The organism is Streptomyces sp. NPDC033177 (genome assembly GCF_055577715.1).
In genome coordinates this window covers 1-22,981 of the sequence record NZ_JBVIPS010000008.1, presented here as the reverse complement: position 1 = coordinate 22,981, position 22,981 = coordinate 1, and the positions used below count along the sequence as shown (strand labels likewise).

General features: G+C 72.1%; 13 protein-coding genes, 1 pseudogene and 1 riboswitch. Of the genes and pseudogenes, 7 read left to right on the top strand and 7 right to left on the bottom strand.

Annotated elements, in window-relative coordinates; all coding sequences use genetic code 11:
• Positions 1 to 160: 160 nt before the first annotated feature.
• Positions 161 to 307, top strand: a riboswitch (cyclic di-AMP (ydaO/yuaA leader).
• Positions 308 to 318: 11 nt separating this feature from the next.
• Together ACZ5U5_RS26360 and ACZ5U5_RS26355 are read left to right on the top strand one after the other, a co-directional pair.
• Positions 319 to 1,404, top strand: a complete 1,086-nt coding sequence (locus tag ACZ5U5_RS26360) for a M23 family metallopeptidase (RefSeq protein ID WP_469026179.1) — start codon at positions 319 to 321, stop codon at positions 1,402 to 1,404.
• A 142-nt stretch (positions 1,405 to 1,546) separates the two neighbouring features.
• Positions 1,547 to 2,491 carry an aldo/keto reductase gene (locus tag ACZ5U5_RS26355; RefSeq protein ID WP_469026177.1) on the top strand — a complete coding sequence of 315 codons (945 nt, stop codon included), beginning with the start codon at positions 1,547 to 1,549 and terminating at the stop codon, positions 2,489 to 2,491.
• Here the strand turns inward: ACZ5U5_RS26355 and ACZ5U5_RS26350 are convergent.
• From ACZ5U5_RS26350 to ACZ5U5_RS26335, 4 genes are all read right to left on the bottom strand, one after another.
• The gene (locus tag ACZ5U5_RS26350) at positions 2,488 to 3,864 is read right to left on the bottom strand and encodes a PrsW family glutamic-type intramembrane protease (protein WP_469026174.1); all 1,377 of its coding nucleotides are present in this window, start codon (positions 3,862 to 3,864) and stop codon (positions 2,488 to 2,490) included. The genes ACZ5U5_RS26355 and ACZ5U5_RS26350 overlap by 4 nt on opposite strands.
• Positions 3,865 to 3,981: 117 nt before the next feature.
• On the bottom strand, positions 3,982 to 4,785 hold the full coding sequence (gene trmB, locus ACZ5U5_RS26345) for a tRNA (guanosine(46)-N7)-methyltransferase TrmB (protein ID WP_469026172.1): 804 nt from the start codon (positions 4,783 to 4,785) through the stop codon (positions 3,982 to 3,984).
• A gap of 180 nt (positions 4,786 to 4,965) precedes the next feature.
• A complete protein-coding gene (gene lhgO / locus ACZ5U5_RS26340; protein ID WP_469026170.1) occupies positions 4,966 to 6,168 on the bottom strand; it encodes an L-2-hydroxyglutarate oxidase in 1,203 nt (400 codons plus the stop codon).
• Positions 6,169 to 6,310: 142 nt separating this feature from the next.
• Positions 6,311 to 7,768: an MFS transporter gene (locus ACZ5U5_RS26335; RefSeq protein ID WP_469026167.1), complete on the bottom strand. Its 1,458-nt coding sequence runs from the start codon at positions 7,766 to 7,768 to the stop codon at positions 6,311 to 6,313.
• Positions 7,769 to 8,466: 698 nt separating this feature from the next.
• Between ACZ5U5_RS26335 and ACZ5U5_RS26330 the strand changes: the two genes are divergently transcribed.
• Together ACZ5U5_RS26330 and ACZ5U5_RS26325 are read left to right on the top strand one after the other, a co-directional pair.
• Positions 8,467 to 10,566 (top strand): asparagine synthase-related protein, encoded by a 2,100-nt coding sequence (locus ACZ5U5_RS26330; RefSeq protein WP_469026163.1) that lies wholly within the window; start codon positions 8,467 to 8,469, stop codon positions 10,564 to 10,566.
• Positions 10,567 to 10,677: 111 nt separating this feature from the next.
• Positions 10,678 to 13,983: pseudogene (locus ACZ5U5_RS26325) on the top strand (AfsR/SARP family transcriptional regulator).
• Positions 13,984 to 14,064: 81 nt separating this feature from the next.
• Here the strand turns inward: ACZ5U5_RS26325 and ACZ5U5_RS26320 are convergent.
• Both ACZ5U5_RS26320 and ACZ5U5_RS26315 read right to left on the bottom strand, forming a co-directional pair.
• On the bottom strand, positions 14,065 to 15,972 hold the full coding sequence (locus ACZ5U5_RS26320; protein ID WP_469026161.1) for a sigma-70 family RNA polymerase sigma factor: 1,908 nt from the start codon (positions 15,970 to 15,972) through the stop codon (positions 14,065 to 14,067).
• 256 nt (positions 15,973 to 16,228) lie between these two features.
• A complete protein-coding gene (locus ACZ5U5_RS26315) occupies positions 16,229 to 17,002 on the bottom strand; it encodes a TetR/AcrR family transcriptional regulator (protein ID WP_469026158.1) in 774 nt (257 codons plus the stop codon).
• Positions 17,003 to 17,376: 374 nt separating this feature from the next.
• Between ACZ5U5_RS26315 and ACZ5U5_RS26310 the strand changes: the two genes are divergently transcribed.
• Positions 17,377 to 18,735: an NAD(P)/FAD-dependent oxidoreductase gene (locus ACZ5U5_RS26310; protein ID WP_469026156.1), complete on the top strand. Its 1,359-nt coding sequence runs from the start codon at positions 17,377 to 17,379 to the stop codon at positions 18,733 to 18,735.
• Positions 18,736 to 18,877: 142 nt separating this feature from the next.
• Complete coding sequence (locus ACZ5U5_RS26305; protein ID WP_469026153.1) at positions 18,878 to 20,554, top strand: ATP-binding SpoIIE family protein phosphatase; 1,677 nt, start codon at positions 18,878 to 18,880, stop codon at positions 20,552 to 20,554.
• A 3-nt stretch (positions 20,555 to 20,557) separates the two neighbouring features.
• Here ACZ5U5_RS26305 and ACZ5U5_RS26300 read toward each other — a convergent pair whose 3' ends face one another.
• Positions 20,558 to 21,844: an MDR family MFS transporter gene (locus tag ACZ5U5_RS26300; protein WP_469026151.1), complete on the bottom strand. Its 1,287-nt coding sequence runs from the start codon at positions 21,842 to 21,844 to the stop codon at positions 20,558 to 20,560.
• Positions 21,845 to 21,966: 122 nt separating this feature from the next.
• Here ACZ5U5_RS26300 and ACZ5U5_RS26295 point away from each other — a divergent pair, with 122 nt between their 5' ends.
• Positions 21,967 to 22,515: a MarR family winged helix-turn-helix transcriptional regulator gene (locus ACZ5U5_RS26295; protein WP_363210067.1), complete on the top strand. Its 549-nt coding sequence runs from the start codon at positions 21,967 to 21,969 to the stop codon at positions 22,513 to 22,515.
• Positions 22,516 to 22,981 lie beyond the last annotated feature (466 nt).

Below are 22,981 nucleotides of genomic sequence, written 5' to 3'. Positions count from 1 at the left end.
AAGAAGTGGGGTCAACTCGCCCCGTTCCGGCCCCCGGTGTCCCGATAAATGCAGGCCGTGAGCATTAACGATCAGTCGGAACAGCTTGGAATACGGGCCTGCTGTCTATTAACGTTCGATAACGCAGCGCGGTCGTCCCAGCCGTCACTCGAGTCGGCTCCGCGCGCACGCGCCTAATCCCGAAAGGGAGCCGGGGAACCACTAATTGGGGTGAATCGGGCATCTGTGCCTCCGTGCCAGATGTTCGTAGGAGACCTTCCTGCTCCGAACCCGTCAGCTAACCCGGTAGGCGAGAAGGAAGGAAAGGAGTGCGCCCCAGTGGCGTCCAACCGCCCTGCCCCCCAAGGCGTTTACGTACCGAATGACGACGATTTCGGTGGGTACGACGACAATTCCTGGGAGGAATGGAACCCCACCGAGGAGTCCATCCGTCCCGTCCGCGGCAGGCACCGCGTCCACAAGCGGGGTGGTGGCGGGCTCGCCCGCAGCTCCACGGTTCTCGGCGTAGGCGTCATCGCCGCCGTCGGCGCGGGCGGCATCGCCACCGCGCAGGACGGCAAGCCCCCGGTCTCCATCGCGATGCCGGACCTCTCGGCCGTCACGGACTCGCTGCCGGAGGCCAAGTCGCTTCCGGGCGTGGGTTCCCTGATATCCGACGGCTCGGCCGACTCGGGTTCCGCGGACAACGGCGTGACGACCGCCGCCGCACCCCTCAGCGCCGCCGGCCTCAGCACCGCCGACGCCGAGCAGGGCACCACGGACGCGGGCGAGGCACTGCGGGCCCGCATCATGGAGCAGGCGGAGAGCCAGCAGGACCAGGCGGACGACGCGGTCCAGAAGGCCGCCGAGGAAGCCGCCGTCAAGCAGGCCGCCGAACAGGCCGCCGCCAAGCAGTCCGCGGCCGAGAAGAAGATCGCCGCCGAGAAGGCCGCCGCGAAGAAGAAGGCCGAGGCCGCCGCCAAGAAGAAGGCCGAGGCGGAGCGCCTGGCCAAGCTCGCGAAGAGCTACACGCTGCCCGTCGCCTCGTACACGCTCACCGGCACCTTCGGTCAGCCCGGCTCCATGTGGTCCTCCGGCTACCACACCGGCCTGGACTTCGCGGCTCCCACGGGCACGCCCATCAAGGCCGTCCACTCCGGCACCATCAAGGAGGCCGGCTGGGCGGGGGCGTACGGCTACCGCACGGTCCTCGAACTCGACGACGGCACCGAGGTCTGGTTCTGCCACCAGTCCTCCATGAACGTCAGCGCCGGCCAGAAGGTCACCACCGGCGAGACCATCGGCCGCGTCGGTGCCACCGGCAACGTCACCGGCGCGCACCTCCACATGGAGGTTCACCCGGGCGGCGACTCCACCGGGGTCGACCCGGCGGCGTGGCTGCGCGGCAAGGGCCAGTCGATCTGAGGTAACCCCAGAACCCCGGCGGTCCTGGCGACAACCCCCCGACGTCAGGGCTGCCGGTTCGGCATGCGAGCCTTCCGTGCGCGGATGGAATCGGCGTCCCGCTGCACGGAATTCCGTGGTCCGTACAGGCGTTGATCCCCTCATGACTTCTCTCCGCAAGCTTGGCTCGTCCGACCTCGAGGTCTTCCCGCTCGCCCTGGGCGGCAACGTCTTCGGCTGGACGGCCGACGAGGCGCAGTCCTTCGACGTGCTGGACGCCTACACCGCCGCGGGCGGCAACTTCATCGACACCGCCGACGTCTACTCGGCCTGGGTGCCGGGCAACAAGGGCGGCGAGTCCGAGACCGTCATCGGCAACTGGTTCGCCGCGCGCGGCAATCGCTCCGACGTCGTGCTGGCCACCAAGGTCGGCGCCCACCCCGACTTCAAGGGCCTGTCCGCGCGCACCATCAAGGCCGGTGCCGAGGAGTCGCTGCGCCGCCTGCGCACCGATTACATCGACCTCTACTACACGCACTACGACGACCCGACCGTCCCGGTCGAGGAGGTCATCGGCGCGCTCGACGACCTGGTGACGTCCGGCAAGGTGCGCGCCATCGCCGCGTCCAACGTGACCCCCGAGCGGCTCCAGGAGTTCCTGGACTTCTCCGACCGCGAGGGCCTCGCGCGCTACTCGGTGCTTCAGCCGCACTACAACCTCGTCTCGCGCGACACGTACGAGGGCCCGCTGGAGCAGGTCGCCTCCCGCTCGGGCCTGGCTGCCGTCCCGTACTACGCGCTCGCCTCCGGCTTCCTGACCGGCAAGTACCGCCCGGGGGCGCGGGTCGACAGCGCGCGGGCCGAGGGCGCCGGAAAGCACCTGGAGACCGAGCGCGGCCGGCGGGTGCTCGCCGCGCTCGACCAGGTCGCCGAGGCCCGTGGCGCCGAGCTCGCGACGGTCGCCCTCGCGTGGCTCGCGGCCCAGCCGACGGTGGCGGCGCCGATCGCGTCGGCCCGTACGGTCGAGCAGCTGCCCGCGCTGCTCGCGGTGGGCGAGCTCGAACTGACGGACGCCGAGATTTCGACGCTGACGGCGGCTTCGGCCTAGCCGCGGTAGGGGTTGTACGCGGGGTAGGGCATCGCCGGCTGGGCGTACGGATATCCGTAGGGGTGCGGCGGCTGCGCGTAGGGCTGCTGCGGCGCGTAGGGCTGCGCGTACGGCTGCGGGTGCTGCGCGTACGGCTGTGGGTAGGGCCGGCGGTATCCGTACGGCGGCGGCATCGGTACGAGCACCGGAGCCGTCGCGCGTGCCGCGTAGGCGAGGGCGGGGCGCGCGGCCTCGCGGCGCTCCCACAGCGCGTGCAGCAACTCCCGCTCGCGTACGACGAAGTCGGCGCCCGCCTTGCCCCGGCGCCCGCGGTGGCGCAGGAGCGCGAGGGACGTCGCGTACGCCTCGTACTGGGCGACCGCGCGGGCCGCCGCCTTGCCCTGGGTGTACGAGGCGTAGTCGCGGGCGAGGGTGCGGGCGCGCATCGTGCCGAGCGCGTACGGCTCGGGAGCGGTGAGCCAGCCCGCGATCGCGTACGCGGGCAGTTCCGCGCGCACGACGCGCAGGGCGCGCTGCCTGGTCCAGATCGCCAGCCAGGTGAGCAGGCCGAACGCGGGCAGCATGAACGTCGCGTACACGGCGAAGAAGCCGTAGTCGCCGAAGCTGGCCGAGCCGTTCCACAGGGCGTGCAGGCCCATCGCGAGGAGCAGTCCGGTGAGCGGGAGCAGGACGCGCCGCCAGTTCTGCCGGTCGGCGGCGAGCGCGGCGATGCCGAAGCCGATGCCGGTGAGCACGGTGAACAGCGGGTGCGCGAAGGGCGACATCACGACGCGCACGAAGAAGGTCGCCGCCGTGACGGACGCGAGGCCGGTCTCGCCGTTGAGCTGGTCGGTGCCGAAGGCGCTGCCGAGGTAGAGGATGTTCTCGGTGAACGCGAAGCCGGTGGCGGTCACCCCGGCGATCACGACGCCGTCGACGATGCCGGTGAACTCGCGTCTACGGAAGAGGAAGACGAGCAGGACGGCCACGGCTTTCGCGCTCTCCTCGACGATCGGCGCTATGACCGTCGCGCCGAGGGTGTCCGCGCTGGTGGGGTCGGCCGTGGCGGTGGCTATCCAGCGGGTCGCGAAGCTGTTCGCGACGATGGCTATGAGGGCGGCGGCGCAGGCGCCCCAGGCGAAGGCGAAGATCAGATTCCGCCAGGGGCCCGGCTGGACCCGCTGCAGCCAGCGGAAGGCGGCCACCAGGAGCGGCAAGGGCAGCGTCGCGAGACCGAGCCCGACCAGGAAGCCCTGCGTGCCGGTCTGCTCCCTGACCAGGGCCAGGATCACCAGGCCCGACAGGGCGAGCAGCGTGACCAGGGCGGCCGCGCGTATCGCCCGCCGCTGCCACCAGCGCGCGTGCCGCAGCCCGGCGGGCCCTGCGGGGGGCATCGGGGGGTGAGGGTGCGCTGAACGGGTGGCCACTCGTTGACCCTAACGAGGGACGGGGGTGGGCCGCGACGGTGTCTCGGGGCGCGTGGCCCGTATCTCCCTCCGGCTGGGTCCTGCTCAGTCCGCCTGGGCGCCTGTCCTGCGGAACAGCAGGTCGTGGACGACGTGTCCCTTGTCTAGGCCCTGGCCCTCGAACCGGGTGAGGGGACGGAAGGCGGGGCGGGGCGCGTACCCGCCGTCGGCTTCGGTGTTCTCGAACGCGGGGTGCGCGGTGAGCACGTCCAGCATCTGCTCGGCGTACGGCTCCCAGTCGGTCGCGCAGTGCAGCACGGCGCCGGGCTTGAGGCGGGGTGCGGCGAGGTCGAGGAAGTCGGGCTGGATGATGCGGCGTTTGTGGTGGCGGGCCTTGGGCCAGGGGTCGGGGAAGTAGACGCGCAGGCCGTCGAGGGAGGCGGGCGGGAGCATTTCGCGGAGCAGGATGACGGCGTCGCCGTTCGCGACGCGGATGTTGGTGAGTCCGTTCCGCTCGGCAAGGCCGAGCAGGTTCCCCTGTCCCGGGGTGTGCACGTCCACGGCGAGGATGCCGGTGTCCGGGTCGTCCGCTGCCATCTGGGCGGTGGCCTCGCCCATGCCGAAGCCGATCTCCAGTACGACGGGTCGCTCGCCGCCGTCGTCGCTTCCGAAGAGCTCGGCGAGGTCGAGGACGCGCTGTCCGTCGATGTCCAGGCCCCACTTGGGCCACAGCCGCTGGAGGGCGTCCGCCTGACCGGCGGTGACGCGGCTCCTGCGGGGCTGGAAGCTGCGGATCCTCCGCTCGAAGTGTGAGCCCGCGGGGTCGGGGGCGGGCCCGTCCGGGAAGCGGGGCTCGCCCTTCGGGCGGGGGGCGTGGGGGCTGCTGGGGGTGGCGGGTGACTCAGACACAGTGGGGGGATTTTAGTCCCCAATCCCACCCCTTCCCGAAAACTCGCTCGGCGCGAGGGCCCTCCTCAATCGCCGGAGAGGCTGAAATATCAGCCTCTCCGGCGATTGAGGAGCGGGGTCTGGGGCGGAGCCCCAGTTTCGGGAAGGGGTGGGATTGGGGATCGCCCCGCAGGGACCGCCCTACAGAACCGCCAGCACCCGCCGGGCCACCGCCCTCCCGATAGGGAGCGAAGCCGTCGCCGCAGGCGAAGGGGCGTTCAGGACGTGCACCGCCCGCACCCCCTCCCGGATGAGGAAGTCATCCACCAGCGTCCCGTCACGCAAGACGGCCTGCGCCCGCACCCCCGCCGCCACCGGCACAAGATCATCCGAGGTCACCGCGGGCAACAGCCTCCGCACGGCCGTGGTGAACGCCTCCTTGGAGAGGGAGCGCCGAAGCTCCCCGGCCCCATACCGCCAGTGCCGCCCGGCAAGGCGCCAGGACCCCGGCCAGCTCAACGTCCCCGCCAGCTCCCGTGGCCGCACCACACCCCATCCGTACCCCTCACGGGCCAGCGCCGGCACCGCGTTGGGGCCCACATGGACCCCGCCCCCGATGCCCCGCGTCAGATGCACCCCCAGGAAGGGGAAGGCCGGGTCCGGCACCGGATACACCAGGCCCCGCACAAGATCGGGCCGCGCCAGGTCGAAGTACTCCCCGCGGAAGGGGACGATCCGCATCCCGGGGTCGTCGCCGGCCAGCATCGCCACCTGGTCGCACTGCAGTCCCGCGCAGTTGACCAGGACCTTTCCCCGCACCACCGAGCCGTCGGCCGTGCGGACGGCCACCCCGAGCGTCGCGCGCCGGTCGATGCGGACGACCTCCGCGCCGTACCGCACATCGGCCCCGGAGGCGTCCGCGAGGTGCTCCGCCACCGAGCCGTAGTCACAGATCCCCGTGGTGCCGACCTGGATCGCGGCGAGACCCCGCACCTCCGGTTCGTACTCGGAGATCTGGGCGGGGCCCAGCTCCCGCACCGGAATGCCGTTCTCCCGGCCGCGCTGGACGAGCGCGTGCAGGCGGGGCAGCTCGGAGCGCTCCGTGGCGACGATGAGCTTGCCGGTGACCTCGTGCGCGATGCCGTACTCCGCGCAGAACTTGACCATCTCGGCGGCGCCCCGCACCGCGTACCGCGCCTTCAGGGAGCCGGGGCGGTAGTAGATCCCGCTGTGGATCACCCCGCTGTTGCGTCCCGTCTGGTGCCTGGCGGGGCCGGGTTCCTTCTCCAGGACGGTGACCCGCGTCCCCGGCGCGGCACGCGTAATGGCATACGCCGTCGACAGACCGACGATCCCGCCGCCGATCACCAGCACATCGCAGTCGTACGCCACGGCCCGGACCATCCCGCATCACCTCCCACCCCGATAGTGCACTGCGCCACTGACAACGCCCTCAAACCCGGCGAGGTCCGCGGGGTTACAGGGGGCCTAAATGCTGTTGCCGTTTCGGCGGTGCCCGGATTTTGGCGGCGGTGCACGTGGGCGACTACGCGGGAGCGACCAGCAGTGGCCTGGCCCGCTCCCGCAGCTCCACCACCCGCGGCTCGTCCCCGTACGGCTCCAGGCGGTGCAGGAGGTCCTTGACGTACTCCGTGGTCCGCGCGGACGAGATGCGCCCGGCGACCTCCAGGGCGCGTGTGCCCTGCTCGCAGGCCGCGTCCAGGTTCCCCGACTCCAGCTCGGCGACCGCCGACACCACGAGCCGCAGGCCGTGCGAGCGGACGAACTCCTCGGTCGGCCGCGAGAGGGCCTGCTCCGTGAAGCGCCGCACCTGGCGGGGCGCCTTCAGGTCGCGGTAGCACTCGGCGGCGTCCGCCGCGAAGCGGTCGTATCCGTAGAAACCGAGCCAGGAGGGGTCGTTGTCGCCGTCCCTTGCCCGCTCCAGCCACCCCTCGGCCGCCCGGAGGGCCGCTCCCGCCGCCTGCGCGTCATTGGCGCGCGCGTGTGCGCGTGCCTCGACGAGGCGGAAGAAGCTCATCGTGCGTGCGGTGGCCAGACCGCGGTTGCGCTCCAGGGCCGCCTGCGCGAGGTCGACGCCCTCGTCGCCGAAACCGCGGTAGGTCGCCTGGAGGGACATGGAGGCCAGGACGTACCCCCCTAAGGGGACGTCGGCCGCCGCGCGGGCCAGACGCAGGGCCTGGATGTAATACCGCTGGGCGGCCTCCTGCTGGCCGGTGTCGAAGGCCATCCACCCGGCGAGCCGGGTCAGTTCGGCCGACGCCCCGAAGAGCGAGCGGCCCACCTCGTCGGAGTACGAGCCGAGCAGCAGGGGCGCCGCCTCGACCCGCAGGCACTCCGGGACCATCGACGAACGCCAGTCCCCGCCGCCGTACTTGGAGTCCCAGCGCCGGGCGTCCTCGGCCGCCTCGCGCAGCTTCACCACGTCGCTGTGGCCGACCTTCATCGGATGTCCGCTGTTCGCGCTCTCATCGAGGTGGCCCAATTCGCGGGGCTCGTCCAGGATGACGTCGCGGGCGACCGAGCTGTCGGCCGGGGTTATCAGCCAGCGGGAGGCCGGTGTCGCGTACGCACTCACCGCGAAGGAGCCGGCGAGCGACTGCCAGATGCCGCCGCTGCCCGCGCGCCTGCCTGCCAGGTCGAGGCGGTAGAGCTCGGTCGCCGACTTCACCGCGGCGCCCACGTCGCGCGGGAAGGCCAGGCCCACCTCAGGCGCCGGATCGGCGTCCGCAAGGCCGATCTCGTGCAGCGGGACGGGCCGGCCGAGCTTCTGCCCGATGGCCGCGGCGATGAGGTGCGGCGCGGCGCCCTGCGGCACCATGCCCTTGGCCACCCATCGGGCCACCGATGTCTTGTCGTATCGAAGCGTCAACCCGCGTTGAGCGCCGAGGTCGTTGACCCTGCGCGCGAGTCCCGCATTGCTGATTCCCGCGAGGGCGAGAACGGTGCCGAGTTTTTCGTTCGGCCCGCGTTGCTCCCTGGACATGCGCCACCCCTCGACACAGACGGCTGCCGCGATGGCTTGACCGCGCGGCATGCGTGCTGCGTTCCCCCAGGGGCAGCGGCGTCCGCGACTACGACCGCCGTGGCCCGGAACCTCGGCCGCAAGAGCACTTGGCCGAGCCCCCAGGTATATGCCTCCGCGAAAACATCAGCACACACAGCGTAGTTCGCCGAATCCCAAGCGTTAAGAGGCGCAGTTCCGTATGGCGAGATTGTTGCCGGTAGGGGAGCGGGGGAGTGCCGGGGTGTGCTCCCGGTGTGTGGCCGTGCGCCTGCGTGTGCGCTCTTCACCGGCCATAAGGGGAGCGCTTCCATTGACGGTGCGTGGGTCGGCCCGCTGCGCTGGAGTCAGTGGGCTGGGGGACACCGCCGCCTTCATCCCCGCGGGCGGCGGACCGGTCCGGGGGGCGAACGCCGCCTCCCGGACTGTGAGGTGCCGATTACGGTTCCGTCGCGCGCGTGCCACCCCCCGAATTGGCCGAAAATCGCCTCTTCGGGCGCCGGGGTCGTGCGCCCCAGCGCAAAGAATGCGCCGTGGTCGCGCCTTTCAAGTACCGCTCCCTCGCGGCAGATCAGCGGGAGCGTTGGCACGCCCGTAGCCACTCCCGCGCGCCTCCTTCGTGGCAGCATGGGACCCCAGTTCTTCGATGCACTGGTTGTCCACAGCCTGTGGAGGCAACGATGCGGTGGTTGGTGGGGTGGAGCAGCACTGCCGTGAAGCCTGTGGTGGTGGGCTCGGCCGGGGCCACCGGTGAGAACGGCGAGACCGTTCATCCCGTGGGCTCCCAACTCCTGTGGGGTGACCCGGATCCGCTGTGGGCGGTGGGTGACTGGCGCGCCGACGAGGTGCGCACGGTGCAGGCGGACGAACAGACGCGCATCGCCGTCCTCGGCACCTGCGGGGCGAGCGACGAACAACTCAGGGTCGGACTCTTCGCCGCCCGGGGCGGCGCCCTGCGGCACTTGACCGCGTGGTCGGGGAGCTACACCGCGGTCGTCCAGGTCGGCCGGCGCGTCATGGTCGCCGGAGACCTCGCGGGCGCGCGTCCCGTCTTCTACACCCCCTGGGCCGAGGGCACGGCCTTCGCGACGGCCGCGCTGCCGCTCGCCGACCTCATCGAGGCCCACCTGGACATCGGTCACCTCGCGGCGCTCCTCGCGGCGCCCGACGTACCGGAGGCACTGCACGACTCGACGCCCTACCAGGGCGTGCGCCGTGTGCCACCGGGGCACGCCCTGATCCTGCGCGCCGGCAGCCGGGAGATCGCCGGGTACGAACACGTGGCGTCCCTCGCGGTCGCCGCGCCCGCCGCCGACGCGACCGCCGCGGTGGACGGCGTCCGCGACGCGCTCGTGGAGGCCGTGCGCGCCCGCCTCGGCGCCCCGCGGCACGTCCCCGGAGCCTCGGAGGTCGACCCCGGCCCGGTGCCCGGCATGGGCCCCGCCGAGCGGCGCGCGGCGCGCGGGATGCCGGTGCCCGGCATCGGCGCCGACCTCTCCGGGGGACCCGCGTCCGGGACGCTCGCGCTGCTCGCGGCGGGCCTCCCGGGGATGCCCGGAACCGTCCTCGGGCACGGCACGGGCGCGGGGGAGCGGCTCCTCGCCGTCACGTTCAACGACCTCGCGATCAAAGGCCGTGAGGCCGAGCTGGAGCGGGCGGGCGTCATCGCGGCCAACCCTCGCCTGCACCACGTGGTGGTGGCCGCGGGCGAAGAGGCCCTCCCTTACGCGGACTTGGACGGCCCTCTGACGGACGAGCCGAGCGCCACCCTCGTCACGGCCCAGCGCCACCGCGCGCGGCTCTCCTCGGGCAGCGCGGACCACTTCACGGGGTACGGCGCACGGCAGGTGCTCGACGCGCATCCGGCCCGCCTCGCCGACCTCCTGATGGACCGCAGGCGCCGCCATCTGGTGCGCCCCGTGGCGGCGTTGGCGAAAGCGGACGGAACTTCGGGCTCCGTGATGGTCCCCGCGCGCGTGTACGGCGCCGCGCGCAAGCTCGCCCGGATGTCCTACCGCGCGGGCGTCGACTCGCTCGCCGAGCGTCTCCTGCACCGCCGGTTCGACGAGCCCGGCGGGGCGGTGGGGGCGTCCCTCGCCGCTCTCGCGTGGGCGAGGCCGGGGCCCGCCGCGCGGTGGCTGACGGGTGAGGCGCTCGCTGAAGTATCGGTTCGCCTCCAGGACACGACCGGACGCCCCGGCGCCGGACCCGGCCAGCGGCCCGGCGAATTCCGGGCCCGCGCGGCGCTCGCCAGGCACGCGGCCGATATGCGTGTCCTCGAACAGGCCGCCGAGGTCCGGTTCCAGCGGCTGCACGCGCCGTTCCTGGACAACCAGGTGGTCCGGGCCTGCCGCATGCTCCCCGTGGCCCTGCGCGTCCAACCGGGCGCGCGGGCGGCGATCCTGCGCGAGGTCCTCGAAGGCGCCGGGGTGGCCGAACTGCCGCCCGGCTGGGGCGCGCCATCGCACGCGTCGTCCACGGCGGCGGCGCGGACGGGCCTGCGCGTAGCGGTGGACGACCTCCTCGCCCTCTTCGACACGCCCCTGCTCGCCCAGGCGGGCCTGGTGGAGGCCCGCGTCGTCCGCAAGGCGCTGCGCGCGGCGGCAGAGGGAGAGCCACTGCCGCTGGACGGCCTGGCGGACCTGGTCTCCACGGAGCTGTGGCTGCGCCGCCTGCTGTCCCGCAGGGGCACGTGCTGGACGGGTACACCCGCGCGGCAGAAGGCTGTCCCCACGGGGAGTGTCGTGCCGCAGCGGGGGGCCTTGGGGGCGGGGCGGTAGCCGGAGCATCCGGTACAGGGCGTCGGAGGGAGCGGAGGCAGCGGGGGAGCGGCTCGCCAAGGGAGGGAAAACCCTCGTGCCTCAACCCGCACCACCGGCGAGAATGACCCCGTGCGGTACAGAATCCTGGGCGCCACCGAGGCGTACGACGAACAAGGAGCGCCCCTGCCCGTAGGCGGCCGCAGGCTGCGCGCGCTCCTCGCCGTCCTCGCGTTCCGCACCGACCGCACGGTCCCCGTAGAAGCCCTCATCGCCGAGGTATGGGCCGAGGACGAGCCCCCCACGAACGCTCCGGCCGCCCTCCAGGCCCTCGTAGGCCGCCTCCGGCGCGCGCTGGGCAGGACCGCCATTGCCTCGGACCCCGGGGGCTACCGCCTCACCGCCGCCCCCGAAGACGTCGACCTGCACCGCTTCGAACGCCTGGTGAGCGAGGGACGGGCGGCCCTCGGCCGGCACGACCCGGCGGCAGCCGCCGACCTCCTGGGCGAGGCGCTCACCCTGTGGCGCGGGCCCGCCCTCGCCGACCTGCCCGACCGCAGCGCGGCCACCCGCCCCGAAGCGCTGCTCGACGAAGCGACCCGCGCGCGCGTCGAGGCGCGGCTGCTCCTGGGCCACGCCTCCGACGTCGTACCGGAACTGAGGGAACTCACCGCCGCCCAGCCGTACGACGAGACGCTGCACGCCCTCCTGATCCGCGCCCTGCGCGCCGCGGGCCGGGGCGCCGACGCCCTGGCCGCGTACGAGAACGCGCGCCGCACGCTCGCCGACGCTCTCGGGGCGGATCCGGGCCCGGAACTGCGAGCCTTGTACGCGGAGTTGCTCGAACCGGAGGGGAGCGTGGCGGACACCGCGGCTCCTGGGCGTCCGGAGAGCGCGGAGAGCCCGGGGAGTCCGAGGAACCCGGCGAACCCAGATCGTCAGGATCGTCCGGGGCGCCCCGAGCGCCTCCAGCGAAAGGGCAACCTCCGTCCCCGCCTGACCTCTTTCGTCGGCCGGGAACCCGAACTCGCCGCCATCCGTTCTGACATGCGACGAGCACGCCTGGTCACCCTCACCGGACCGGGCGGCTCCGGCAAGACCCGCCTCGCCGAGGAAGCCGCCGCCGGGCATCCGCAGGCATGGCTGGCCGAGCTCGCCCCGCTCGACCATCCGGAGGCGGTGCCCGGCGCTGTCGTCAGTGCGCTCGGTCTGCGCGAGACCGTGCTGATGACCACCGAGCTTTCCGCTGTGCCGTAGGGCAACCCGACCGCCCTGCTCATCGAGTACTGCGCCCCGCGCAGCCTGCTCCTGCTCCTTGACAACTGCGAGCACGTCATCGGCGCCGCCGCCGACCTCGCCCAGACCCTCCTCACGCACTGCCCGGACCTCACCATCGTCGCCACCAGCCGTGAACCCCTGGGCGTGCCCGGCGAGTTCGTCCGCCCGGTCGAGCCTCTGCCGCCCGACCCCGCGCACCGCCTCTTCACCGAACGCGCCATGGCCGTGCGCCCCGACTTCGCCCCGGAGAAGGACACCGAGGCCGTCGCCGAGATCTGCCGCCGCCTCGACGGCCTTCCGCTGGCCATCGAGCTGGCCGCGGCCCGCCTGCGCCTGCTCACCCCACGGCAGATCGCCGACCGGCTCGACGACCGCTTCCGTCTCCTCACCAGCGGCAGCCGCACGGTCCTGCCACGCCAGCAGACCCTGCGGGCCGTCGTCGACTGGTCCTGGGACCTGCTTGAGGAGTCCGAGCGGACGGTCCTGCGCGAGGTGTCCGTCTTCGCGGGCGGCTGGGATCTCGCGGCGGCCGAGGCGGTCTGCACCGGGCCCGCCGCCGACCTCATCGGCACTCTGGTGGACAAGTCGCTGCTCGTCGCCGAGCCCACGGCCACGGGCGGCATGCGGTATCGCATGCTGGAGACCATCCACGAGTACGCGACCGAGCGGGCCGCCGAGCGGCCGGAGCTCCGCACGGCCGCGGCCCGCCGGCACACCGCATACTTCCGCGCGCTGGTCGAACAGGCGGAGCCCCTGCTCCGTTCGGCCGAGCAACTCCCCTGGATCCAGCGCCTGGAGACGGATCTGGACAACCTCCGCGCGGCCTTGCAGCGCACCATCGAAGCGCGCGAGGTGGACGACGCCCTGGCGATCGTCCTGGACATCGGCTGGTTCTGGTGGCTGCGCAACTACCGCGGGGAGGCCATGGAATGGGTGACCCGCCTCTTGGACCTCGCGCCGCCGCTGCCCTCCGAAAGGCCTGACGGCGGTGCGGACGGCACGCAGGGCGGGCCGCGGGACGAGCCCCGCCACTGGTCCTGGATGAGCCTGCGCCTGCTGCACATCTTCCTGGAGGTGGACTCAAGACCGTCGGACGCCATGGCCGAGGAGAGCTATCGCGCGTACGTCGCGGAGGTGCGGGACGCCTTCGCGTGGCCGGTCCCCGCGGCGGCTCGCTTCCCCGGCCTCATCTGGCCGTTCACCACCTTCTTCCTCGACGGCTCCGATGCCGCGCGGCCCGCCATGGACGAGGTGATCGCCAACTGCCGCAGGCACGGCGGCGACTGGGAGATCGGCGTCAGCCTGATGTTCCGTACGCACCTGGCCGTCGACGCCCCGGGCAATCTCCTCGGGGTCGACGAGGACCTCGTCGAGCTGCGCGAGCTGGCCGGTCGCACGGGCGACCGCTGGATGCGCGCCCAGGTGTCCAGCGCGGCGGGCGAGGCCGCGATGGTGCGCAGCCTGCACGACGAGGCGCGCGTCGAGTACGACGAAGCGCTGCGGCTCGCCTACGAGGTGGGCGCCTACGCCGAGACGCCCTTCCTGCTCGTCCGCCTCGCCGAGATCGCGTACCGCGAGGGTGACCGCGCGGTGGCGGTGAAGATCCTGCACGAGGCGGGGATCGAGGCCGACCGCTACGGGGTGGCGGACTCCCGGGCCTTCATGCGTCTCCTCCAGGCGCTCATGGCACTGGACGACGGTGACGTCACCCGGGCCCGCACCATGTTCGAGGCGTCCCGCGAAGAGGCGGCGCGGGGCACGCCGCCGCCGCAGTTCGACGCGGCCCTGAAAGGTGTGGAAGCCAGGATCGTGGCCACCGAGTCCGGCCCGGAGCAGGCGTTGCCGCTGCTCGCGGAGGGCCTGCGGGCGGCTCTCGACCACCGGTGCGCGGAGGTGGTCGTCGCCGGCCTGGTGGACGGCGGGGCCTCCCTGGTCAGCCGGCTCGGCGATCACCCGCGCGCGGCCCGCCTGCTCGCCTTCGGCACCCGGCTGCGGGGCGGCCACCCGCGCCCGATGCCGGAACGCGCCGAGGCCGACGAGACCAGGGCCGCGGCCCTGGCGGCGATCGGCCCCGAGCGGTATGAGGCGGAGTCCGCCGCGGGCACGCGGCTCACCGCGGACCAGGCGGTCGCGGAACTGACCCGCACGGCACCGGCCTGAGCCGCCCGCGGTCTCCGTACGGAGCGGCCCGCGGTCCACGTGCAGAGGGGCCCGCGGTCTACGTACAGCGCGGCCCGCGTTCTACGTACAGCGGAAGCGTGACTGGGCCCAGTCGGCGAGCGCTGCCGAGTAGAACGGCGAGTGCGGCTCGACGACCAGGCGGATCGTCTTGCGCCCGGTCAGGTTCACCTGCACCGGCACCGCCGGGTCCCCGCCCTTGATCAGCGGTGACTTCCACAGCCGGGTGCTGTCGCCGAAGACCGAGAACCGCACCTTGCCGAGGCCCATCGTCATGTCGTCGACGCCGACGACCGCCTCGTACGAGGAGCAGGTGCGGTTCAGGTCGATGGTGACGGAGGACTGGCCGTGGACGGTCACGCCGTGGCCGTACTGCTTGTCGGCGATGGACATGCCGGAGCGCTGCCAGACCCAGCTGCTCTCGCCGAGCCGCATCTCTGGCTCGGTGCCGTCACCGACGATGCCGTACCGCAGCTCGCTCCACTGGTAGACCGCGGGGGCGGGCGGCGGCGGAGGCGGCGGCTTGGGCTTCGGTTTCGACGGCGTGGGCGTCGGCGTGGGCTTCGGCTCCGGGGCCGGGGCCGGGGGCTTGGGCTTCGCGGTGGGCGTCGGGGTCGGCTTCGGCTCGGGAGCGGACCTCGCCGGAGGCTTCGGCTCGGGCTTCGCCTCGGCGACCGGCTGCTCGGGCTCCGGCTTCGGCTTCGGTTTCTCGGGCGGCGGCTTGCCCGGCGCGACGGGTTCGACGGCCTGCGGCTTGTCGGAGCTCGGCAGGTCCTTGGGCTTGTCCCCGCCCGCGGTGAGGGCCAGCGCCACGGCGGCCGCTGCCGCGGCGACCACACCGGCGGCGATACCGGCCTTCGCGGGCGCGCCGAGCCCCTCGGCCGCGGCACCGCCGCCCGCCGCACCACCGGACGAGCCGCCGCCCGCCGCTGCCGCGCCCGCCGCACCGGCGCCCGCGGCACCCGCGGCGCCACCGCCGACGAGGGCGGCCACCTTCGCGTACCCGGCGGCGCCGAACCAGCCGATGACCGCGATCGGCACGACCCCGGGAATGCCGCTGGCGACTTCCTCGATCTGGCCCGCGGCCAGGCGGCACTTGGCGCACTCCGCCAGGTGCTTGCGCAGGCCGCGCTCGGCCCGGGTGCGCAGACTGCCGCGTGCGTAGGCGCCGAGCCGGTCGGCATACCGGGCGCACTCCTCGTCGGCGGTGAGCGTGGTGCTCACATGCGCCTGGAGATACGCCTCCTTCAGGCCTTCGCGCGCCCGCTTGGCGAGCACTCGGGTGCCGTTGGCGTCGAGCCCGAAGAGCGTGGCGACGTCACTCGGGGACTCGTCCTCGATCTCCGTGTGCCACAGCACGGCCTGCCAGCGTTCCGGAAGGCTTCGGAACGCCTGCATGGCCATGGACTGCTCGGCCTCGTGCATCGCGCGCACGTCCGCGCCCAGGTCGAGGGTGTCGTCGTCGGAGACCTCGGAGCTGCGCGCGGCCTGGGCGGCGAACACCGCGAAGTCCTCGACCAGTTGCTCCCGCTTCGCTGACTTCGTCCACCCGGCGGCGACACGGCGCACCGTCGTGAGCAGATAGGCGCGGACCGCGTGCTCGGGGCCGCTGCCGCCGCGGACCGCCTGCAGCATCCGGGCGAAGACCTCGGCCGTGAGGTCGTCGGCGGTGTGCGCGTCACGGCAGCAGGTGCGGGCGTACCGGCGGACCGCTTCGGCGTGCCTTCGGTACAGCTCTTCGTACGCGGTGTCGTCGCCCGCCCGCATCCGGGTGATCAGGTCGCTGTCGGCCGGCGCGTCCTCGCCCCGGAGGCCTTCACGCTGCGGTGGAACGCTCGGATCGGTGCCGCCAGGGACACCGGGGCCCCCGGCGGCCGCGGGCCCGCCTTGGTTCGGCACCTGTAGGGGAGGCAGCCCTGTGGCTTCCCCGCCCGAGGCGGAGGACGACTCGTCCCGCCCGTCACCACTCATCGCGGAAGCCCCCGCTTGCACACTCAGACCCGACCATCCGGGAAAGAGTGCCACAACGTTCCGCTACGACGGACGGCGATGAGGGTCAACCACCCTTCCGGGGTGACTTCCCGCAATCGAGCACTACCGTTCACTCATTCGGGGAAGGCTCAACCGCCCTGTGTGGAGCGGCAGTTGAGACTCCCGCGTGACGAACTTGTGCAGACCCTGTGGTGCTGTGTCGCCGTGCTGCCGTACGCCGTGCTGCTGTTGGGCGTCAGGCCGTGGGGCGTGAGCGCAGCCCCTCCAGCAGGATGTCGAGCAGCCGCGAGGACGCCGCCGCCTGCTGTGCCGCGTCCGGCAGCGAGGGCGCCGCCGTCGCTATCACCAGGAGCACGTCCGACACGGTCACGTCCGCGCGCAGCTCGCCCGCCGCACGTGCCCGCTCCACTAGGCGCCCGACGACGTCCAGGAGCGCGACCGCCCCGGGGTCGTCGGCCGCCGACTCCTCGGCCGGGGCCGGGCGCTGCTCGACGAGCCGCAGCTCGGGACCGGCCGGAGCCGCCTGCCGCTGCTGCGGCACACGCGCCTCGTCGTCCCTTGCCCCCGCGACCTCGTCCGCGACGCCCACCCGCAGCACCTGCGGCGGCAGGAGGCGCCCCGCGCCCGACGCGACGGACGTCCGCAGGAAGCGCGAGAGCGCCGACCACGGCTCGTCCTCCTGCCCGAGCGCCGAACGCGCCTGGTCGGTCAGCCGGGAGGTCTCCTCCTCGGCTATGCGCCGCACCAGCACGTCCTTGCTGGGGAAGCGGCGGTAGACCGTGCCGACGCCGACCCGTGCGCGCCGGGCCACGTCTTCCATCGGCGCGCCGTAACCCAGCTCGCCGAAGACCTCGCGCGCCGCGCGAAGCACGTGCTCGAGATTGCGCTGTGCGTCCACCCGAAGCGGTGTCGAACGCGGTCCGTCCCCCATGTCGCGTCCGTTCCCGCTGGTGGCGACGGCTGATGCCGACGCCAGGCTCGAAGTCCAGTGAGATTCCTGAATATGCATACGCGTTCCCCCGGTAATGACGTCTCCCCCCGGAGACACTCCCCGTCATTGACTAACCGGAGTGTGAGGAGCATGCCCGGCGCCGAGCCCCGTAGCCCGACCCGACGAGCGCATCCCCCGACACCCCGACGACACACGAACATAGTTGAGCCAGAGTCAATTCAGAAGAGGCGGGTTCCGCACGGACCGCCCCCCGATCGGAGTACGCACCGATTCCGACCCGATTGCACCCCCTCGCCTTTCCCCTCTTCCCCACGCTGACCTGCGCACCTTTCCCGCGCACCGGCAAAGCCCGGACGGCGCGTCGCGCACGATGACCGGTCACACAAATTGTCGAGCCTGTGGACAAACTCAAGAGCTGGGTGCGTCATGGGATGGTGAAGGAACCTGTGCGCATTCTCGTTGTGGGCGGCGGATACGTCGGCATGTACACCGCGCTGCGCCTCCAGCGGAAGCTGAAGCCGGAGCTGAAGCGGGGCGAAGCGGAGATCGTGGTGGTGACGCCCGATCCTTATATGACCTATCAGCCGTTCCTGCCCGAAGCCGCGGCCGGCTCCATCTCGCCGCGCCATGTCGTGGTCCCGCTCCGCCGCGTCCTCGACAGATGCCGCGTCGTCATCGGCCAGGTCGAGTCGGTCGACCACGCCAAGCGCACGGCCTCCTTCACCACGCTCGCCACCGCGGACGAGGGCTCGGGCGCCGTCGAGATCACGTACGACGAGATCGTCCTGGCCCCCGGCTCCATCTCGCGCACCCTGCCCGTCCCCGGCCTGGCCGAGCACGGCGTCGGCTTCAAGACCGTCGAAGAGGCCATCGGCCTGCGCAACCACGTCATCGAACAGATGGACATCGCCTCGTCGACGCGCGACCCCGCGGTCCGCGACGCGGCCCTCACCTTCGTCTTCGTGGGCGGCGGCTACGCGGGCGTCGAGGCGCTCGGCGAGCTGGAGGACATGGCCCGTTACGCCACGCGGTACTACCACAACGTCAAGGCCGAGGACATGAAGTGGATCCTCGTCGAGGCCTCCGGGCGGATCCTCCCCGAGGTGGGCGAGGAGATGGGCAAGTACACGGTCCGTGAGCTGCGGCGACGCAACATCGACGTACGCCTGGAGACCCGCCTCGACTCCTGCGAGGACCGGGTCGCCGTCCTGAGCGACGGCTCGCGCTTCCCCACCCGCACGGTCGTGTGGACCGCGGGCGTCAGACCGCACCCGGTGCTCGCCGCGACCGACCTGCCGCTGAACGAACGCGGCCGCCTCGACTGCACCGCGAAGCTGACGGTGAACGGCGCCACGCACGCGTGGGGCGCGGGAGACGCCGCAGCCGTCCCCGATGTCACCGCGAAAGAACCCGGCAAGGAGTGCGCCCCCAACGCCCAGCACGCCGTACGCCAGGCCAGGACGCTCGGCGACAACATCGCCGCCTCCCTGCGCGAACAGCCCCTCAAGGAGTACACGCACAAGTACGTGGGCTCGGTCGCGTCCCTGGGGCTGCACAAAGGCGTCGCACATGTCTACGGACGGAAGTTGAAGGGCTACCCTGCCTGGTTCATGCACCGCGTCTACCACCTCAGCCGCGTGCCCACCGTCAACCGCAAGTCCCGGGTGCTCGCCGAATGGACCCTGTCCGGCCTGTTCAAACGCGAGATCGTCTCCCTGGGGTCGCTCGAGCACCCGCGTGCGGAATTCGAACTCGCGGCCGGGGGCAGAAGCCCGAAGGAGTCCTCCTGACCGGAGGCAGGAACTCCCCGCACGCCACCGGCGTCTGACGGATGTCAGTCCGGTCGGCCAGACTGTTCGTGTGACCATGGGCGGGCCAGGACCGCCGGAAATCCCCGCCCGATCCAGAAGCGACATCACGAGGCCTACCGCAGTGAACTTCACGCGCTGGAGCGCCCGGCTCCCCGGAACGCAGCGCCGCGCCGCGGCGCGCACCGACCTGGGGATCTCCCCGCCACAGCGAGCAGAGAGCGCCGTCCCCGCGGCCCGCGTCGAGGGAGGCCCGGAAGGCACCACCACCCTCGCCCCGGTCGCCGCGGGCGTCGACGAACTGCCGACCCGTGAGGTGCTCGACCGCATTCCGGCCCTCGTCGCCCTGGTGCACGGCCCCGACCACCGCATCGCGTACGTCAACGGGGCGTACGCCGGAGCATTCGGCGAGCGCCCCGTAGGCGAACCCGCCCGCGAGTCGCTGCCCGAGCTGGAGGAGCTCGGCTTGCTGCCCCTCCTGGATCAGGTCCTGCGCAGCTCCAAGCCGCGCACGGTCAAGTCCCGCAAGGCGGCGAGCGGCCGGTCGTACACCTTCACCTGCACCCCGGTGACGCTCTCCGTAAGCGGCTCCGACACGGGACTCAAGGACGACGGCGTACTGGTCTTCGCCGCCGACGTCACCGACCACGCGGAGGCCGCCGAGCGGCTGCGGGCCAGCGAGCGCTCCCAGCGCGAGACCGCCGTCACCCTGCAACGCTCGCTCCTGCCCCAGGAGTTGGAGCAGCCCGACGACCTGCGCATCGCCGCCACGTACCAACCGGGCGGCACGGAGGCAGCGGTCGGCGGCGACTGGTACGACGTGATCACCCTCGGCGGCGGCCGCACCGCCCTGGTCATCGGCGACGTCATGGGCCGCGGCGTCCGCGCGGCGGCCGTCATGGGCCAGCTCCGCACAGCCGTGCGCGCGTACGCCCGCCTCGACCTGCCCCCGCACGAGGTGCTCCAGCTCCTGGACGGCCTCGCCGCGGAGATCGATGCCAGCCAGATCGCCACCATGGTCTACGCGGTGCACGACCCGAACGAAGGCAGCCTCGTGTACGCCTCCGCGGGGCACCTGCCGATCCTCGTGCGGGACGAGGGCGGCACGATCCACCGCGCGGAGGAGCCCACCGGCCCGCCCCTCGGCACCGGCGGCTGGCTGCACACCTCTGGCTCGGTCCCCCTCGGCCCCGGCTCGACCGCCGTCCTCTACACGGACGGCCTGGTCGAGCGGCGCAGCGAGGACATCGACGAAGGCGTCGCGGCACTGGAGCGCGCCCTCGCGGGCGCCACCGGCACACCCCAGGTGGTGTGCGACCGGCTGATCCGCGCCCTGGGAGTGGCGGCCGACCACGACGACGACGTGGCGGTGCTCGTCATCCAGCACCCCGCACGCTCCGGCCTGAACGCCGAGCTGTTCCGCAACGCCGCCCTGGAGCTGCTCGGTGGCGTGGAAGCGGCGCCACGCGCGCGTGCCTTCGCCACCGGAGTCCTGGCCAGCTGGCGCTTCCCGCCCGAACTGCACGACCTGGGGGTCCTGGCGGCCAGCGAACTGGTCGCCAACTCCCTCCAGCACGGCACCCCGCCGATGCGCCTGCGCCTGCGCCGCACGGACCGCCGCCTGATCATCGAGGTCACGGACGGCGACGACCACCTGCCCAGGCGCCGGCGCGCCCTGCCCGCGGACGAGGCGGGTCGTGGCATCGCCATCATCGCCACGATCGCCTCGAACTGGGGCTCGCGGCGCACACCGGGCGGCGGCAAGGCGGTCTGGTGCGAATTCGCCCTGCCGCGCTCGTAGCGCCTAGGAGTTGGCGGGCTGCGGCTCCACGGCCTCGGGGGCGCCCTGGGCCACCACCCGGCTCTTCGCCACGTACGGCTGGTTCTGCAGCGGGGTGAGCTGCTTGCCCAGACGCACGGCGAGCACCGTGATGCCCAGCGAGAACAGCAGGAACGTCACGATGTACGGCCCGTGCAGCGCGGCCCCCATCGGACCGCCGACAGCGGGACCGACCGCGAGCGCCAGCTGCTTCACCAGGGCGAAGGCCGAGTTGTACTGACCGACCATCCCGGCCGGCGCCAGGTCGGCGACCAGCGGGGCGACGGTCGGCGACAGCATCGCCTCACCGAGCCCGAAGAGCGCGTACGTGGAGATGAACGCGGCGGTCGCCATGGCCTGGCTGCCGTGCCCGAGCCCCGCGTACCCGGCCGCGATCCACGCTACGGCCCAGATCAGACCGACGGCGGCGATCACCCGCGACCGCTTGCGCCGCTCGACGAACTTCAGGACGGCGAACTGCGCGATGACGATCACGGCCGTGTTGGCGGCGAGCGCGATGCCGAGCGTCGACGGCGAGATCCCGGCCGCCTCCACGCCGTACGCGGAGAGACCCGACTCGAACTGCCCGTAGCAGGCGAAGAAGAGCACGAAGCCCAGTACGCACAGCTGCACCATCGCCTTGTGCCGGAGCAGCGCCCGCAGACCGCTCTGCGGCGCGGACCCGTCCTTGGGCACGGCGTCCTGGATGGACGGCGCGTGCGGAAGCCGCACGGTGACGACGATCGCGGCGAGCACCAGGAACATCACGGCCTCGATGGAGAAGAGCGTGATGAAGCTGCCCGGATCGTGCTCGTCGACGATCTGACCGCCGAAGAGCCCGCCGATGCCGAGGCCCAGGTTCTGCAGGAAGAACTGCATCGCGAAAGCACGCGTGCGCGTGGTGGGCGTCGAGCACCAGACGAACATCGTGGCGAGCGCCGGCTGCATCACCGCGGTACCGGCGCCGAGCAGGGCCGCCGAGACGATCGCGGTCGGCTCACTGTTCGCGAAGCCCAGGGCCAGGGCACCCACCGAGGCGGTCAGCGCGGCTCCCATGAGCACGGGGAGCGGGCCGCGGCGGTCGATGACGCGCCCGGTGACGGGCAGGACGATCAGCGCGGCCATGGCAAAGGCGGCAAGCACGATGCCCGCCGTACTGGCCCCAAGATCCCGCACCTGCGCCACATAGACGTAGAGGAACGGAACCGTGAACCCGACACCAAACGCGCTCAGCGCGCTGCCTACCTGAATACGACGCATCGCTGCGCCCATCGCCCTGGTCACTTTCACCTGCCTTAGGAGTTAGACGTGAAGACTTCGAAGCTAAAGTTAGAGCCTAAACAATACACACCGAAGAACTTCAACGCCAAGTAGGGGCGTGCCATACTGCGGCCATGGGTGACACTCCCGGCCCCAGTGAGCCGACACTCGAAGAGCAGATCGCCGCCTACCAGCGGGAGTTCCAGGACCTCGACCCCCAGGTCGAGGAGATCGTCTCGGCCCTCGGCCGCCTCAACCGGCGGATGAGCGTGGCCTACGGACGACAGACCGCGACCCTCGGCATCAGCAACGCCGAGTGGGAGGTCCTCAAGGCACTCGTCCTCTCCGGCGCCCCGTACCAAATGGGACCCGGCGAGCTCGCGAAGCGCCTGGGCCTCACGCCGGCCGCCATGACTCACCGCATCGACCGCATGGTTGCGGAGGGTCTGGTGACGCGGGACCGCGACGAGTCCAACCGCGTCCGAGTGATCGTCGAGCTCACCGCCGAAGGCCGAGAGAAGTGGCTGGAGGCGATGCGCCTCGCGACGGTGTTCGAGGAGGACCTCCTCCAGGACCTGTCCCAGGAGGAGCGCGGCGCACTGGGAGAAGTACTGACGCGTCTCCTACGCCGGGTGGAGCACGCCCAGCCGGACGCGGGCGGACGCCTCACCGACCTGGACTGAGGGGCCTCTTGGGCCGGGGCTGAGCGCCCCACCACGGCGTTTGACAGTCACCCGCCGGATCCGTAAGGTTCTTCGGGTTGCCACGGAGCCGTAACGGTTCTGCGACAGCACCTCCCGCCGCTGAGATGCGGCAAAACAAACTCTGCACGACATCCCCCCGGGAACGATTTCGGCATGCCCGAATTCAATTCCAGGACTCGATTATGAGTAACCGGGAAGAGCCGCTAGAGTTTGAGACGTCGGAACGGCCCAACAGCCGGGAAGACAAAGCCCGCTGACTGGGAATCAGGCCCGAAAGGATCTGGTAGAGTCGGACTCGCCGGAAAGGGAAACGCGAAAGCCGAAAGGCCGGAGCGGGAACCGGAAAGGCGCCGAGGAAATCGGACACGAAAGAGTCTGATAGAGTCGGAAACGCAAGACAGCAAGACAAAATGAAACACCGAAGGGAAGCGCCCGGAGGAAAGCC

Bases quoted from the DNA above. Each gene is read 5' to 3' on its own strand.
- ACZ5U5_RS26355 (WP_469026177.1), top strand. From the start codon at position 1,547: ATGACTTCTCTCCGCAAGCTTGGCTCGTCCGACCTCGAGGTCTTCCCG.
- ACZ5U5_RS26350 (WP_469026174.1), bottom strand. From the start codon at position 3,864: ATGCCCCCCGCAGGGCCCGCCGGGCTGCGGCACGCGCGCTGGTGGCAG.
- lhgO (WP_469026170.1), bottom strand. From the start codon at position 6,168: ATGGTCCGGGCCGTGGCGTACGACTGCGATGTGCTGGTGATCGGCGGC.
- ACZ5U5_RS26335 (WP_469026167.1), bottom strand. From the start codon at position 7,768: ATGTCCAGGGAGCAACGCGGGCCGAACGAAAAACTCGGCACCGTTCTC.
- ACZ5U5_RS26330 (WP_469026163.1), top strand. From the start codon at position 8,467: ATGCGGTGGTTGGTGGGGTGGAGCAGCACTGCCGTGAAGCCTGTGGTG.
- ACZ5U5_RS26320 (WP_469026161.1), bottom strand. From the start codon at position 15,972: ATGAGTGGTGACGGGCGGGACGAGTCGTCCTCCGCCTCGGGCGGGGAA.
- ACZ5U5_RS26315 (WP_469026158.1), bottom strand. From the start codon at position 17,002: ATGCATATTCAGGAATCTCACTGGACTTCGAGCCTGGCGTCGGCATCA.
- ACZ5U5_RS26310 (WP_469026156.1), top strand. From the start codon at position 17,377: ATGGTGAAGGAACCTGTGCGCATTCTCGTTGTGGGCGGCGGATACGTC.
- ACZ5U5_RS26300 (WP_469026151.1), bottom strand. From the start codon at position 21,844: ATGGGCGCAGCGATGCGTCGTATTCAGGTAGGCAGCGCGCTGAGCGCG.
- ACZ5U5_RS26295 (WP_363210067.1), top strand. From the start codon at position 21,967: ATGGGTGACACTCCCGGCCCCAGTGAGCCGACACTCGAAGAGCAGATC.